Source organism: Armatimonadota bacterium (assembly GCA_013314775.1).
GTDB lineage: Bacteria > Armatimonadota > Zipacnadia > Zipacnadales > JABUFB01 > JABUFB01.
Map to the genome: position 1 here is coordinate 59,829 of JABUFB010000016.1, position 15,073 is coordinate 74,901.

A 15,073-nucleotide genomic window follows, 5' to 3' on the forward strand; every position below is an offset into this window, starting at 1 on the left:
CCCCGAAGGAGGCATCATGATGCGCACACTCCGCATTGGGCTTGTTGGCTGCGGGGTCATGGGCGCCCACTACGCCCGGGTGCTGTCAGCCTGCGAGACTGCGGTTCTGCAGGCTGTCTGCGATCTCGACCCGTCCCGCCTGGAACCCTTCGCCGACCAGTGGTCGGTCCCCGCTCATTTCCCCGACCACGCTGCGATGCTTGCCGGGGGAGACCTGGATGCCGTGATCGTGGCGACGCCAGACTTCGCCCACTGCGCACCGGTCTGCGACAGTCTGGCAGCCGGATGCGCGGTTCTGTGTGAGAAGCCCCTTGCCACGACGATTGCGGAGGCTGACCAGATCGTGGCTGCCGCTGCAGCTGCCGGAGTGCCTTTCATGGTCAACTTCGGCAACCGGCACCGATCCAATGTGCGACAGATTCGGCAGGCTTTGGAGGATGGCGAACTGGGCCGAGTCCAGCACGTGGACGTGCGACTGAATGAACGCATCGGGAAGACTTTCACGCTGCCCTGGCTTGAGCAGACGTCCCCGGTCTGGTTCCTGCTTTCTCATTGCGTGGATCTGGTGACGTGGTTGCTGGGGGAGAATCTGGCGGTCGTGCATGCCCGGGCGGCACTGGGAAGGGTCGCCGAACACGCTCCGGGCGTGCCGGACCTCGTCACATGCCTCGCATGGACGGAGTCGGGCACAGGGGTCTTTCTCGAAAGCTCCTGGGCGCTGCCCGACAACTATCCGGGCAATATCGATTTCGCCCTGCAGGTTCTCGGTACCCGGGGCATGCTTCAGGCCGACTTGCTGCCGCACGACCTGCACATCACCACCCCTGAGGGCAGCATGGCGCGGGATTATTCCATGGACGTGGCCTTGCCTGGGGGACGGGTAGTCGGCTGGTGGGAGGAGTCGGTGCGCACCTTCGTGCGCGGGGTCGCGACGAATGAACCACTTGAGCCCGATGCCGCGCAGGGCCGCGAGGTGACCCGGACGTTGATTGCGATGGATCGCTCGCTGGAGACCGGTGCGCCGGTGGTGGTTTCAGAGGTCTGATTCTGGGCCGGGCCCGGTGAACACACTGAGTTCACGCACCGGCGTGCCATCGCTCCAGGTCCCCATGAACCGCTGTTCAGGTGTGTTCCCCAGGGCAAACTCCGCGTTCTGTCCCCGGAACGCACTGTCGGCCAGCCCGTCGAGGAGTTTCCAGCACGCGAAGTAGTCGAGAGCGTTCACTTGGAGGCCGCTGCCCAGTTGCCCGGTGGCGAAACGCCGGTCGGCCACCAGCTCCGGGCGGCCGTGGTCGTCGCTGTTCGCCGTGACCAGGTTCTTGTTGGCCCAGGGCACCGCGAGGGCTTCGTCCAGCAGCTGTCGCGCGAGCCGTCTCTCGTCACTCGTTGCGCTTTCACCAATCAGGCAGACGAGGAGGGTCTCGGCGGGAATGGCTCCCGGGTCCCACAGCGGTACTCCCCGCCGAGGGTCTGCGTGCTCGGGCCAGACGCACAGGACGGCCCCCGGCTGCGGTATGCCCAGTTCGGACCATCCGGCCGCCAGGTTCGCCGCGATTACCGCGCCCTCCCCGTGTCCGGCCAGTGCAAATTGTCCGTCGAGAGGCTTCACGGCTTCCGCGGCGCGGAGCCTGGTTAGCGCCAGCGCGATGCCTTTGGCGGCATTGCGGGTGAAATCGCCCGGCGGTGTGCGCGGGCCAGACTGGTACGCCGGGAATACCACCGCATTCCCGCGCCGCGCCAGGTGGTTGATCCACGCGCCATATATGTTCGGGTCCAATTCCATTGCGTCATGGATGAGCGCGATCACCGGGCACTCCGACGGGCGTGGTTCGGATGGGATGAATAGCCAGAATGCATCCTCGCCCCGACCGAAGAGGTCGCTGGTGTATGCGGCGTGGGCATAGTCCCTCCCTCCCGGTCCGCCGGCAGGCTGACTCGGCGGTTCGGGCGGCTCTTGAGCCCACGACCCCGGGGCGGCTGACAGCAGGAGAACGGCGCAAGCGAGCCTGGCGGTCAGAACCATCGACATCACCTCGCACCATGTTTGACGTCGGGGCGCCGACTCCTGCTTGCCCACTGCGACCGGTCATCCGCGGCAGGTGATCGCCGCCCCCCTCGGGAATAGTGCTGCCAAACAAACCGGCGTGCGCCGGTACGTGTGCATGCCCCGCAAGGAGAAACCCGCCCATGCCCCGCAGTCTCTGGGAGCCCGACTTCGACCGGATGATGACCGTCATCGACCGCAAGGGCGAGCCGGATCGCGTCCCGTTCTTCGAGCTCTTCCACGATGCCCAGATCCTTGCCGGCGTCATGGAAGCACCGATCCCGGCGGAACCGGCACAGTGGCGCCAGTACCGCATCGATTTCATGACCCGGCTGGGATATGACTATGTAAACGGTTACCACACGTTCAGCTTCCGGGGCGCCGATGCGCTCATCGCCGACGACACCGCCGAGCAAAGCCGGGGCAAGCGCGGCTGGCAGGACGAGCACCGTGGGCCCATTCAGGACTGGGAGAGCTTCGAGAAGTATCCCTGGCCGCGCATCGAAGACGCCGACTTCTCCGACATCGAGGCCCTCGCGCCCATGCTCCCCGGGAATATGAAGGTCACCACCACACTCCCCGGCGGCGTGCTGGAGAACCTTTCACGCCTGTTCGGTTACGAGCCCCTCTGCTACAAGCTCATCGACGAGCCCGACCTGGTGCAGGCGGTGGTGGACAAGATCGGAGAGGGTGAGCTATCGGTCTACCGGGTGCTGTGCGATATGGACTGGGTGGGGGCGGTCTGGCTCAATGATGATCTGGGCTTCAAGACCCAGACCATGATCTCCCCCGCGGACCTGCGCAAGTTCGTCTTCCCCTGGCACAAGCGCCTGGTGGAGTACGCTCACTCCAAGGGCAAGCGCGTCATCCTGCATGCCTGCGGAAACCTGCGTGAGGTCATGGAAGACCTCATCGAGGACGTAGGCATCGATGCGAAGCACTCGTTTGAAGACGCGATCATCCCGGTGGCCGACTTCAAGCGGCAGTATGGCGACCGGATCGCGGTCATCGGCGGCATTGATGTCCATATTCTCGCCAGTGGCACGGTGGATGACGTGAAGACGTACACGCGCAAGGTGATCGAAGACGCCGCTCCGGGTGGCGGCTGGGCATTGGGTTCAGGCAATAGCGTTGCGAACTACATCCCGGTGCCGAACTTCCTGGCGATGCTCGAGGCCGGCAGGGAAGTGGGGGTCTACGGAGGCTAGGCTTGGCTCACGCCGAGAGCACTGCTTCGGCCTCGCCGCAGACCGGCGCACCCGGTGCGCTGTCTCCTTGCCGCCTCAGGACGGGTGCGTTTCAGTTCTGCAGGCATCGGAGCGCCATTTGATCGCTGTCCCCAGCGTGTGCGGACCTAACGAAATCCGCCGCTCCCCCTGTCTGTTATGAGCTCAGCTGGCGGAGCGTGTTGACGGCGTGTTGGCATCTCACGGGTGGGCCTTTTTCCTCACAGCCCGCGACGCGGGCTGCAGCTTATAGCCACGGGTGGAGTGGAGCGAAGCGGACCGGAACCCGTGGACTCGGCCCACCTCGAATAACTTGAGCCCCCGAAGGCGGCGACAGAAATGATGAGCAGGCCGGGCGGTAACGCCGCTCCCTTCAGGGGGTGCGGTCCGCTGCGCGGGCGGTGAGGCAACCGGAGGGTTCCTCTTCGGTGCCGGGCAGAGCGGAGGAAAGAGGTGAAGCCCCGCTTCGACGAATCCACCTCCTTTCGGGGACGGCACCTCTCGGGCCCGTTGACCCGAAGCCGCATTTCTGCATAATTGGAGTGCCGGGGGGCACGAGTTGCGCGTCGTTCCCCGACAGGGCATGGGTGAGCTTGCGGGTGGTGGCGGTCTTGCGGGAAGCGATCGCCGGCATCCGGGAGATGCATCGCCCAATGGTGTCCAGACTAGCCGTCTCCACACAGGCCCACGAGCAACTGGTTGATGTCACCGCGCGGGTTCAGGCCGCTGTATCCGAAGCCGGCCTGCAGAGCGGCGTGGTGACTCTTTTCGTGCCCCACACCACCGCTGCCGTCACCATCAACGAGAACGCCGATCCTAGCGTTGCCCAGGATATTCTGAAGGGGCTCATGGAACTGGTTCCGCGGGCTGCGGAGTACTACCGGCATCTCGAAGGCAACTCGGATGCGCACATCAAGGCCACGCTGGTCGGCCCGTCGGTGCAGGTGCTCGTGGAGGGTGGCAAGCTGGTGCTGGGGACCTGGCAGGGCATCTACCTGTGCGAATTCGACGGCCCGCGGGAACGTAAGCTGTGGGTGAAGATGAGCGCGGATTGAGGCGGATGGCCCCACCCCCTGCAAGCACCGTCCCCAGGGCGCGGTCAGAGCCGGATGCCAAGTCCCCGAATGCGAACGGCGGCGGGATGTATGCCCTCTGGCTGCGAAGGAGCCGTTCGCATACAGTCAGGGGCGGAAGCCCCGGGACTCTACACCCCCTCCACATTCTCCCACTGGCCGCTCTCGGCTGACCTGCGCACTGCCGCATCCACCATCTGCGTCTTGATCCCATCCAGCAGATTCGCCGTGCCCGGCTTCCCGGCAACGACGGCGCTCAGGAAGTCATAGACCGAATGCAGGTGGAAGCGCATCCACCCGATGGGCAGCTTCGGCGAGGGCAGGATGCTGGGCTTCGGGTACCGCTGCAGGCACTCGATCTGCGTCCAGCCGCGCCTGCCGCCGAGATCGGCTTCGGGCTCCGTGGCGTCGTAGGCGTACAGGTAGTTGGGGTCCATCATGTTGAACTTCAGGGCGCCGGTTTCGCCGTAGATCTCGAAACTCATGCCGTCGTGGGTCCCGGTCGCGAACCGCGAGGCATCGACAAACCCGGTGGCCCCGCTCTTCATCCGGGCCTGCAGGCAGACGTAGTCATCCACTTCCACCGGGGCCATCACGTCAGAGCCCTTGCCCACCGGGCGCTGGGTCACGAAAGTCTCCATGTCCGCGCGCACGGCCTCGTAGTCCCCGAGAAGATAGGCCATCATATCGATAATGTGGCTGCCCAGGTCGGAAAGTGCGCCGCCGCCGGCCTCTTTCGTGAGGCGCCACGAAATCGGGCGCTCGGGGTCGGTATACCCGGCGTGGTAGTAGCTCCCCCGGAAGTGATACACCCGGCCCAGGAAGCCTTCCCGCATCAGTTGGCGGGCCCGCAGTGTTGCGGCGATAAAGCGCATGTGGAAGGCCATCCCGTGCACCAGATTGGGGTGCGCGGCCACGGCCTGCGCGATGGCCCGAGCGTCGTCGCCGGTCACGGTCAGCGGCTTGTCGCAGTACACGTGCTTCCCTGCGTCCAGCGCCGCGATCACCTGGTCACGGTGAAGCTGGTTTGGGGTGGCGATGCTGATGATCTGGATGTCCTCGCGCTCCAGGAGATCCTCGAAGCGCGTGGTACAGAACTCGAATCCGCCCTGCTCCCGGGCCTTCTCCGCGCTTTCGGGGCGACTGGTGCAGACGCCGACCAGCCGGGCCCTCGCGGGAGCGGGATCGTAGAATATCGGGATGTTGAGGTAACCGTACAGGTGAACTTTCCCGATGAACCCGAAGCCGGCGATGCCGACCCCGTAGACAGGCGGCTGAGACATGGCGTGGTGCTCCTTGCAGTCGTTTCTCATGCTCAAGCAGCTGATTCTCCGCAGGGACGTCGCGAACCTTCCGGCGCCGGAACCACACGCGCCCGCCGGGTTCAGTGGCGGGCGCGCACAGGGCCTTTGGCTTCACAGAGGGGCTAGAGGTGCGGGTTCTGGTACATCGTGGCACGCTGGGAGAAGAAGGACTTGGACTCCATCCACTTCGCGTGGCCGTCCACGAACCCCAGATTCGTGCCTCCATTGTGCACGGCATAGTCCGGGTTCTGTCCCTGCTGGGCTGCGTCGCACTTGCGGGGCGAACTGCTGTAACTGCCAGGGGCAAGCGGCCAGGCGAAACGCCATGCGTCGCCCATGCCGTGGCAGCAGTCGCCGGTGAGCACGATTTCCGCCGGGCGCTTGATGACTGCCAATCCGCCCGCGCCGCTGGTGTTGTACATGATGTAGTGGTTCATCCCGTACCGCGGATAGGGGTAGTACTTGCCCCAGTAGGTCGTGGATCCCGACGCGGGCCAGTTCGGGCACTGCAGGACCTGCTCATTCTTGATGTACGGTTGGGTGACGATCCACCACGGCTCGCCCTGCGCGGGATTGGTGACGAACCAGGGGAAGCGCTCGTCGTAGTCCTGCACGTACTGCAAGAAGCCGAGAGTGATCTGCTTCACGTTGTTCATGCAACTCGTCTGCCGCGCTTTCTCCCGCGCCCGGGCGAAGACCGGGAACAGGATTGCGGCGAGGATCGCGATAATCGCGATGACCACCAGCAGTTCAATCAGGGTGAAACCACGTCTCATTGATGCACCTCCGCATGATTTGGTCCGTGACCCGCGCAAGCAGGTCGGTCTTTGCCGCACGACCAGGACCGGCCCGCCGTTCGTTGCGCGGATCGGCCCGGTAGCCATGATGCGGTATGCCTACTGGTTGTAGTCGTAGTACTTGTTGGTGCCGTCCGCCCATACCTCGATCGGCTTCATCGCCTTGGCATGGCCGTCACAGAAGGCGAAGTTCGCCATGTCGTTGTGCCTGCCGTAGGGGCAGTTCTGCCCCCAGACGATCCCCGCACCAGTGGTTCCGGGCGGGTTCACGAAATTGGCGCCCCAGTTCGCCACACCCTGGGAGGGATAGTAGGCGGTCATGCTGCCGAATGTGTCGTCTTCGAACAGGATGATCTCCGCCGGGCGCTTGATCTTCGCCAGCGGGACATTCCCGCCAATGAGGAGCGCATTGTAGCCGTAACCATTGCGGTTCGGTTCGCTGGGGCAGCGGCCGATCTGGGTGTTCTTGACGTACGGGTCGAGCAGCGACGTATACCCCGGCCTGGGCAGCCACCAGACGGCATTCGCGGGTGCGGGGTACACGCTGATCGGCTGGTAGCGCGGGAACAGCATTTCATCATAGTCCTGGCAGTACATCATTGCGCCAAGGCCAAGCTGCTTGACGTTGCTCAGACAACTCGTCTGCCGCGCTTTCTCCCGCGCCCGGGCGAAGACCGGGAACAGGATTGCGGCGAGGATCGCGATAATCGCGATGACCACCAGCAGTTCAATCAGGGTGAAACCACGTCTCATAGGGATCTGCTCCTTTCTAGGCATGGTAGCCACCGGCGCGCAACGCGCCGGACAACGTGCTCTGTTCCTCGCCCGCAGCGTTTCGCCTCCTCACCCGTCAGGCGAGAAGTGGTCGGGTGTGCGCGGGCAGACCCGGCGGAGCACGGCAGGCCTGGGACCCGCCGTGCTCCGGGCCTCTCACCAGTCCTGGCATGCGGAACCTGCCAGGTGCGGTTACGGCGTGATCCAGTACTTGGCCGCATTGGCCGGGTTGGCGATCTCCTCGCGGTTCATTGACTTGACATGACCATCACAGAAGGCCACATTGCACTGATCATTGTGGCGTCCTACGGGCTTGCCGTAGTAGCCGCCGGTGCTGGATGCCACACCGGGGTCATACAGCGTGATGTAGGTGGACCCGTCGAGGAACATCATTGTCTCGGAAGGACGGGTGATCTTGGCCAGCGGATCGCCGGATTCCGGCGGCCACGCGCTCTGCTCGAAGTTGGAGAACGGCCAGTTGTAGTTGCAGCCGTAACTCTGGGTGTAGTTCGTGCCGGGGTTGCTCGGGCAGATGAAGACCTGTTGGTTCTTGACGTACGGCATGACAACTTCCATCCAGTACCGGGAACCGGCAGGAACGGTGGCTGCGAAGTTGTAGTATGCGGGCAACGTCTCGTCGTAGTCCTGGGCGTACATCAGGACCGCCAGTGCGATCTGCTTCTCATTGCTCGTGCAGGCTGACTGCCGGGCTTTCTCCCGCGCCCGGGCGAAAACCGGGAACAGGATTGCGGCAAGAATAGCAATGATCGCGATGACCACCAGCAACTCGATAAGCGTGAAACCACTTCTCTTCATGGAACAGCTCCTTTCAGATTGTACGTCGTTCCGGCGCAAGACGCCCTGGCAAAAGATATACCCAAATAGACGCATTGTCTACCCTGTTGGTGGTATGCCCAGCTGGGGCTCAGGCGAGCTCGCGACCGACCGCCTCCGCAATCGCCCGGAGGTCGTCCATGAGCGATGCGAAATCGTCGCACGCAAGGGATTGGGGACCGTCACACAGCGCACAGATCGGGTCGGGGTGCACCTCGATCAGAAGCCCGTCGGCCCCCGCCGCAACCGCCGCCTTCGCCATCGCCGGCACGTAACGCGCGTTGCCGGTGGCATGGCTGGGGTCGATGATCACGGGAAGGTGCGAGACTTCCTTGAGAACGGGGACTGCGGACAGGTCCAGCGTATTGCGGGTGTAGCTGCGGTCCACGGGATGCATTCCGCGTTCGCACAGGAGCAGCTTCCTCGTCCCGCGGCTCAGGCAGTACTCGGCGGCGAGGAGGAGCTCATCCACGGAAGCGCTGGAGCCGCGCTTCAGCAGAATCGGGTGCCCGGTCTCGCCGGCCGCGATGAGCAGCGGGTAGTTCTGCATGTTCCGGGCGCCGATCTGCAGAATATCGGCATGCTCAACCACCAGTTCCACTTCGTCGGGGGCCATTACCTCGGTGATCGTGATGAGGCCGAACTCCGCCGCCACCGACTTGAGCAGTTCCAGTCCCTGCTTGCCCAGCCCTTGGAATGAGTATGGGCTGGTGCGGGGTTTGAAAGCGCCTCCTCTCAGGCCGCGCGCACCCGCGGCGCTCACCGCCTCGGCCGCCCGGCGCAACTGAGCCTCACTCTCAACCGCGCACGGGCCGGCCATGATAACGATCCTGCCGGTGCCGAAAGTCACGCCGCCGATGTCGAAGACCGTATCCTCTCGGAAGAACTCCCGCGAGGCGAGCTTGTAGGGACGGCTGATGTGAGTGACGTGGTCCACGCCGGGCATCACTTCGAGAGCCGCAGCAAGGGTCTCGCGCACTTCCACGGGAATCGCGCTGGCGATGCCGATTGCGGTGCGTTCGCCGCCGGGGAGATTGAGTGCTGTGAGGCCTTCGGCTTCGATGCGTCGGATGACGGCGGCGATCTGTTCGTCCGAGGCCCCCGCCCGCATGACGATCATCATAGAGAATCACTCATACCGCGCGCCTGGCGCAGGTCGATTTCACCGGCACCAGTTTACCCAGAAAGCCGGAAGGCGTCTACGAGTTCGCGTGTCGGGCCCGGACGGCAACGGCCGCCGGGGCGGATCGGCTCCCCGCACGGCAGAGGGCAGCAACGGCCCACGCGGTACGCGCCCGCGCCCTGCGGACGGCGAAGGTCGGACCGTGACTCATCTGCGTAGCAGCGTCCCCATTTGCACCGGCGGGCCCTGGGGCGCTTCGTCCAGCGGCACCAGTTCAACGTCATCCACGTACACGACTTGCTCGTCGCCAAGCACCCACAGGCGCAGCGCCGGATTGATGTTGGGCGGGAATGCGCCGGTGGTCAGGATCGTGGAGAATTGCCGCCACTGTCCGCCCGTGTTGACGGGGATCGCATACTGCGGGAAATCGTATTTCCCGTCGGCGTAGATGTTGGTGCGCACCTGCGCCCGAGCGCTTTCGGATTTGGCCCAGAAGCTCACCCGATAGCGGCTGTTGGGCTGCAGACGCATGCTGGCATTGGACGCCACGGCGGGGCCCATCCCGTTGCGCCAGCGCAGCTCGATGCCCCGCTTACCGGTGTGGGCGCCGTCGATGTGCAGGCGCGGGCCGCTGAAGATCCAGTGTTTCGCCCCGTCCTCGAAGGACCCGTTGAGCACCCGGGTGGCCACCGGGTTCGAACCCACAGGGCCAGGGCACTTGCCACCCATCTCGATGACGTCGAAGTACAGCCGGAAGTCGCGGGTCGCCGGGGCCGGGCTTCCCCAGGCAGAGTCTGTGAGCGTCACCACCACCTCCCCGGAGTCTTCATCAAAGGCGGTGGGCAGTGCGATCATGCCCCTTTCTCCATGCACCACCGCTCGCGGTGAGGCCGGGTCAAGCTGGCCGCAGCCCACGAGGTACCGCGAGAAGTCGGGCCGGAATCGCACCACCGGGTCGACTTCCCCACCTGCGAGGGGGCCTACGGTCACCGGCGTCGCGAAATGCCAGTAGGGGTTCCACCACTGGCCCTTCGGATCACCTGCTGGGCGCGCGATTTCCCCCTCCCAGCGGAAGCCCACCGGCACGGTCACCACCGGCGGCTCGTCCACATGCGTGCGTCTGTAAGCCTGGCCGACGGTCTGGTGCCCGCTATGCAGCACAATACGGGCGCCTGCCTCGGCCCGATTCGTGTTCTCGCCCACAAGCTCAATCTGGGCCTGGTTCACGGGCCCGCTCTCGGGGCGCCTCTCAGGCCAGAATCCCTGCCTGAACTTGCTCACGCCGGGCATGAGCCGGGTGTCCCACGGGATCACGGAGATGCTCTCGCGGAAATGGTCCGGGGTCATCAAGGTCGCCACCGGCGGCACACTGTCAGCTTCGCGCCAGCCGGCGTGAGGGTTGTCGCCTTCGAAACCCTCGCCGATGCCTGTGAAGTTGGGGAAGATCTTTGTGAGGTCATTGCGCGCCAGGCGGATGTCCAAGGCGACCAGCTCCGGCGCTTGCGGGCCGCTGATCTCTCCACTCACCGTGAAGTCCGATTGGTACGCGCCGATCATGTAGCGTTGCGAGCACTTGTACCCGTCGCCCAGGTCGGCCTCCACATCCACACTGGCCAGGACGGGCCCCCGGAGCCCGAGTGTGACGGTCGCCGGGGTCTTGAGGTCTCGCTGCCAGCGCTTCTCCTCCTGAGACACGTAGGCCACGGTGTCGATCGCCGGCTTCAGCGGGTCGTACTCACCCCAGGTCCCGTATCCTGCTCCACACGAGCCGATGCCGTAGTCCTTGCCGCTGGCATTGGAGACCAGCGAGGTGAGAGTGCCGCCGCGCTCGCCGCTCCATCCCAGGGACAGGCGCGAGTTGCGCACCCGGATTCCCGCATCATCTTGCTCCACCGACAGGTCGGTGGGCGGCTGTGGTGCGTCTCCCGCGCACAGGCTGAAGACCGTGGCGCTCTTTGCAGGGAGCATGGCGATCCAGTAGATAACATTGCCCCCTACAACCTGGGATGGAACCACATTCCCACCCTGTTCGCGAATGTACGCGGGCTTGCCGTCCAGCACCGCCGGGTCGAATGTGTACGAGACCAGATGGTTCTCCAGGTACTCGTCATGGGGGTTGGTGACGATGAGGGGCAGCACGGCGTCCGGAGCCTTGGCAAAGCCCTGCGGGTAGCTGAGCAGCCCCAGTGTGACGCCTTTCTCTTTCCGCATGCCGCCCACGGTATACTCGAGACCGGCGGCGGCAGGGGTGAATGCCACCTGGTCGCCGGGTTTCGGACAACGCGGCACACTCACCTGCGCTGACTCGCCCTGTGCGATGTTCCCCGCAGTCTCGCTGCCGCCGCCCATCACGAGGCGTACGTCGGTGGCCTGCGCGTCCTTTGCCCATGGGAAGGGCTTCGAGGTCACCGTTGCCACTGGCTTGCGAGTGTCAATGACCCGCGAGGTCACTTGAAGGTCGGGCAGACGCTGGACCAGGAGTTCCCTCCAGAAGTTGGATGTCTGCCCGTCCACATCCACTTTGAAAACGACCGTCTTCGTGCCCCAGTCCACGTCGTCGCGGGCCTTGATTGTCATCGGCACCGTTACCGTCTGGCCCGGGGTTACCGTGAACCGCGCCGGCTCGGCGGTGAGGCTTGGCAGGTGCGAGGCCAGGCTGACGGTGCCCGTGGCGGCATCGCCTGCGCGGTGCGTCACCTGCAGGTTCACAGTGAGTTCCTGCCCCGGCGCCAGGGCAAGTTCCGGCGTGGTCAGCCCCACTCGTCCGCGTGTCACCTGGAACACGCCGTAGTAATCCATTGCCGCACGAAGCAGAGCAAACTCCGGTCTGCCCGGCGCGGGGTGGATCTCCTGGACGGTTCCGGTCTGCCCGTCCAGGGACAGCGCCCGCACCTCCACAATCGGCCTGGGGCCTGTGTCCTCCAGCGAAATCTCAACCGTCTTCCGCTCAGGCGCCTTGCTGTTGTAGGCCAGGAGGATCTGGGTCTCGCCGGCTTGCAGGGAGGTCACCATCACGCCCTCAGGCGCATCCACGGCAAGCTCCCTTGAGCAGCCTGCCCAGCCACACAGCAGCGTGTCCAGATAGGCCTCGGGCGCGATCTGGTCGAACCGGCCGTTGACGAAAAAGACGTTTCCCGGTTGGGTGGCGAGCATCTCCCGGGCGATGCCATCGCTGTAGCGGCTGAGAATACGGTCTTCGGCGGTAGTCAGCGGCCGGTGAGGCATCCAAGAGCCCTCGATGGTCTTCCCCGACAATTCGCCCCATTGGTCAGCTTCCGAGAGCGTCACCGCAGCCTTCGGCAGCGAGAATCGAGCCTCCGTGCTGAATGGCAGATTGGATGTCGCAAGTTGCAGCCAATCCAGCGCGAGATTGCAGGACCGGTGCTCGGACGGGTATCTCAAAGGGTCAATCTCTGTGGGCACCACCGGCTCCTGGTAATCCAACATCAGCTCGCCGTAGACTGTGTCCCCCACCACCGCGGCGGGGATCAGCACCTCGTAGTCGTTGTTGCCCGCGCGCACGGGGAATGTCCCCGCGAGGCGCCCTTCCACCAGCACCCGCACCTCATGGCCGCGGATTGCCGAACCCTTGAGCCGCAGCACGTGGTCTCTGTGGGGACTGAAGGGCAACAGCAGCAAGGTCCGGGTGCCCACCGCCGGTGTCCAGCGCACGGTCATGTCGCGGTCCGTAGCGCCGAACTTGTCCGGTGGCAGTTTGCCCCAGTTCTCGCGCCCGCTGAAGCCGTCCAGGAGGAACTTTTCGTCGCCCTCTACGCCGATGTCCACATAGGCGTTCATATCCGGGCCGGGCTGGGCCGCAACGGCCGCCTGTGCTGCGGCTGTCTCCAGACCGAACAGTTCATCCGCGCCGGGGAAGTCATCCACGAGCAGGCGCCGATTGGTGTCCGCCGCTGCCCACTGGGAGATGAGCTCACTGATGCTTTCGTCCGCGGCATTGTAGCCGAATCCGACACCACCCGAGGGGGCAACCAGCACGTCGAACTTCGCGAGCTCTTCGGTGGTGACGAAATCGTCGGGGATCAGGTCGAAGCGCACGTTGTTGCGGCGCAGGGCCTGGATGCACGCGTAGATGTCCTCGGGATGCCGGCCACCCGCGAGCCAGTGCCAGTCGTTGAGCAGCACCGCGACTTTGGCGTCCCTGTTCCAATTGCGGATGCTGTCGAAACACTCCTTCATGATGGTGCTGTACAGCAGGTTTTTCTCGCAGTAGACCTTGCCGTACTCCACGCAAGGTTCCAGGTTCGAGCCTTCCCACCACTCGTTCCATGACAGGTGCAGCAAGGCTTCCGAGTAATGCGCCAGCGCCTGCACCCAGAAGCGGTCGAAGGCGTTGAAGTCCGGTGGGTAGCAGATCCCGGGAATGCGAATCTCCCAGTCGTGGTAGAAGTTCTTGAAAGTGTCGAAGAACACGGTGTCGTAGCGCTTGGCCACGGCGGCCTGGATGAAGCGCTCTACGTCCTGATCATGGGGAACCCCGAATATCCCGCCGTACGAGTGGGGCCCGCAGAAAACCCTGGCCTGGTCGGAATAACCGAAGCCCATGTAGGGCTGGTAGGCGATGTCCCACGAGAACAGGCAGCCCGGGAGATTGAGCCGGGTTCGCGCGACGGCATTGGCCCGCTGCATCTCGGCTTCCCACTGCTGGTAGATGTACTTGATGCTTTCCGCTCTCTGATGTCCACGCGCGGCGGTGTCGAGGGTGACGTCCCCAAATGTGGCGAATTCGGTGCCCCAGCGGTCATTGAGCGCCTCGACGTCGCCGTACTTGCGCTTCAGGTGGTCCTGGAAGCCCTCGGTGGTTGCGGTCACTTTCGGCGCGCCATTGCGGCCGTAGATCAGGGCTATGGGCTTGTCATTTACCCGCGGATAGGCAGGGCTGTCCCCCAACAGGCGCAGGTAGAACTCAGTATCGCGGTTCGGGTCGAGGTTCTTGGCGAACTGCTCCATATCGAAGTCCGTGCCGTCCTGGTACACGGACATCCAGGTATCATACCCGCGCTCGCGGAGGGTTTCGGCGGCTCGCATGACCGTGAGCTCCCGCGCCTGGTTGTCCAGACCAACCCATCCTGGGCCCCAGTAGTCCATGAAGTGGTGGGTGACACCCCACTCGGAGGCCTCGTGCAGGCTTGCGAGGTTGTCCTCATAGGCGCGCGAGTCGTAATAGCCGCGCAGCGGAGTGTTGTAAACGCCGCCCATCCAGCCGCCCAGTTCGGTCTGGTAGTCCCACGTGTACCAGTAGAAGAATGTGACCGAAATCCAGGGGCGATCCAGGGCCACAGCAGGGGCCGCGAGGATGACCAGAAGAAGCGCGACCGCAAGGGCGCGACTCATAGGGGACGCCTCCTCAGATGGGGAACAGGGCGCGTGTCTGTGCCCCGTCAAGAATAGCTGACGAACGCGGTGCACCCGGAATCAGGGACGGCCGCAGGCCCCTCTGATCACAAGCTCACCGCGCCGCCACCATTGCCGGGCAGCTCCACGATCTCGAACCAGTACCTGCCGATGGCCTTCATCACGTCCACAAGCGAGGCGAAGGTCACCGGCTTTGTCACGTATGAGTTCACCCCGAGATCGTAGGTCCGCAACACGTCCTCTTCGGCCTTGGACGAGGTCAGCACCACCACGGGAATCCTGCGCAGCGCCGGATCGGCCTTGATATCGGCCAGGGCTTCGCGCCCATCCTTGCGCGGCATGTTCAGGTCCAGCAGAATCAGTCCTGGCCGCGGAGAATTGGCGATGTCGGCGTATTCGCCCTGACGGCGCAAATACCGCAGGAGTTCCTCGCCATCATGGACGAAATGCAGCTCATTCGCCAAGCGGCTCTCCTCCAGCGCGTCGCGAACCAGCAGGCAATCCTCCTGGTCGTCGTCGGCCATC

Annotated in this window: 11 protein-coding genes; 3 read left to right on the top strand and 8 right to left on the bottom strand. The window is 64.4% G+C overall.

Annotation, left to right across the window (positions count from 1 at the left end; all coding sequences use genetic code 11):
• Positions 1-16 precede the first annotated feature (16 nt).
• The gene (locus HPY44_19365) at positions 17-1,045 is read left to right on the top strand and encodes a Gfo/Idh/MocA family oxidoreductase (GenBank protein ID NSW58172.1); all 1,029 of its coding nucleotides are present in this window, start codon (positions 17-19) and stop codon (positions 1,043-1,045) included.
• Here the strand turns inward: HPY44_19365 and HPY44_19370 are convergent.
• Entirely contained in the window at positions 1,034-2,023 is a 990-nt protein-coding gene (locus HPY44_19370; protein NSW58173.1) for a hypothetical protein, read from the bottom strand. The genes HPY44_19365 and HPY44_19370 overlap by 12 nt on opposite strands.
• Before the next feature lie 164 nt (positions 2,024-2,187).
• Between HPY44_19370 and HPY44_19375 the strand changes: the two genes are divergently transcribed.
• Positions 2,188-3,252: a uroporphyrinogen-III decarboxylase-like protein gene (locus HPY44_19375; GenBank protein NSW58174.1), complete on the top strand. Its 1,065-nt coding sequence runs from the start codon at positions 2,188-2,190 to the stop codon at positions 3,250-3,252.
• Positions 3,253-3,923: 671 nt separating this feature from the next.
• A complete protein-coding gene (locus tag HPY44_19380) occupies positions 3,924-4,325 on the top strand; it encodes a YjbQ family protein (GenBank protein NSW58175.1) in 402 nt (133 codons plus the stop codon).
• A gap of 149 nt (positions 4,326-4,474) precedes the next feature.
• Here the strand turns inward: HPY44_19380 and HPY44_19385 are convergent, their stop codons facing one another.
• The 7 genes from HPY44_19385 to HPY44_19415 form a co-directional block, all read right to left on the bottom strand.
• Positions 4,475-5,626, bottom strand: coding sequence for a Gfo/Idh/MocA family oxidoreductase (locus HPY44_19385; GenBank protein ID NSW58176.1), 1,152 nt, complete (start codon positions 5,624-5,626; stop codon positions 4,475-4,477).
• Positions 5,627-5,769: 143 nt separating this feature from the next.
• Positions 5,770-6,423, bottom strand: coding sequence for a DUF1559 domain-containing protein (locus HPY44_19390; protein NSW58177.1), 654 nt, complete (start codon positions 6,421-6,423; stop codon positions 5,770-5,772).
• Between the two features lie 120 nt (positions 6,424-6,543).
• The gene (locus tag HPY44_19395; GenBank protein ID NSW58178.1) at positions 6,544-7,221 is read right to left on the bottom strand and encodes a DUF1559 domain-containing protein; all 678 of its coding nucleotides are present in this window, start codon (positions 7,219-7,221) and stop codon (positions 6,544-6,546) included.
• Positions 7,222-7,410: 189 nt separating this feature from the next.
• Complete coding sequence (locus HPY44_19400) at positions 7,411-8,034, bottom strand: DUF1559 domain-containing protein (GenBank protein ID NSW58179.1); 624 nt, start codon at positions 8,032-8,034, stop codon at positions 7,411-7,413.
• A gap of 109 nt (positions 8,035-8,143) precedes the next feature.
• Positions 8,144-9,175, bottom strand: coding sequence for a 3-deoxy-7-phosphoheptulonate synthase (gene aroF, locus HPY44_19405; GenBank protein NSW58180.1), 1,032 nt, complete (start codon positions 9,173-9,175; stop codon positions 8,144-8,146).
• 207 nt (positions 9,176-9,382) lie between these two features.
• On the bottom strand, positions 9,383-14,527 hold the full coding sequence (locus HPY44_19410; GenBank protein ID NSW58181.1) for a carbohydrate binding domain-containing protein: 5,145 nt from the start codon (positions 14,525-14,527) through the stop codon (positions 9,383-9,385).
• Positions 14,528-14,634: 107 nt separating this feature from the next.
• Positions 14,635-15,072, bottom strand: coding sequence for a response regulator (locus tag HPY44_19415; GenBank protein ID NSW58182.1), 438 nt, complete (start codon positions 15,070-15,072; stop codon positions 14,635-14,637).
• Between the last annotated feature and the right edge of the window lies 1 nt (position 15,073).

Bases quoted from the DNA above. Each gene is read 5' to 3' on its own strand.
- HPY44_19365 (NSW58172.1), top strand. From the start codon at position 17: ATGATGCGCACACTCCGCATTGGGCTTGTTGGCTGCGGGGTCATGGGC.
- HPY44_19370 (NSW58173.1), bottom strand. From the start codon at position 2,023: ATGGTTCTGACCGCCAGGCTCGCTTGCGCCGTTCTCCTGCTGTCAGCC.
- HPY44_19375 (NSW58174.1), top strand. From the start codon at position 2,188: ATGCCCCGCAGTCTCTGGGAGCCCGACTTCGACCGGATGATGACCGTC.
- HPY44_19380 (NSW58175.1), top strand. From the start codon at position 3,924: ATGGTGTCCAGACTAGCCGTCTCCACACAGGCCCACGAGCAACTGGTT.
- HPY44_19385 (NSW58176.1), bottom strand. From the start codon at position 5,626: ATGTCTCAGCCGCCTGTCTACGGGGTCGGCATCGCCGGCTTCGGGTTC.
- HPY44_19390 (NSW58177.1), bottom strand. From the start codon at position 6,423: ATGAGACGTGGTTTCACCCTGATTGAACTGCTGGTGGTCATCGCGATT.
- HPY44_19395 (NSW58178.1), bottom strand. From the start codon at position 7,221: ATGCCTAGAAAGGAGCAGATCCCTATGAGACGTGGTTTCACCCTGATT.
- HPY44_19400 (NSW58179.1), bottom strand. From the start codon at position 8,034: ATGAAGAGAAGTGGTTTCACGCTTATCGAGTTGCTGGTGGTCATCGCG.
- aroF (NSW58180.1), bottom strand. From the start codon at position 9,175: ATGATGATCGTCATGCGGGCGGGGGCCTCGGACGAACAGATCGCCGCC.
- HPY44_19410 (NSW58181.1), bottom strand. From the start codon at position 14,527: ATGAGTCGCGCCCTTGCGGTCGCGCTTCTTCTGGTCATCCTCGCGGCC.
- HPY44_19415 (NSW58182.1), bottom strand. From the start codon at position 15,072: ATGGCCGACGACGACCAGGAGGATTGCCTGCTGGTTCGCGACGCGCTG.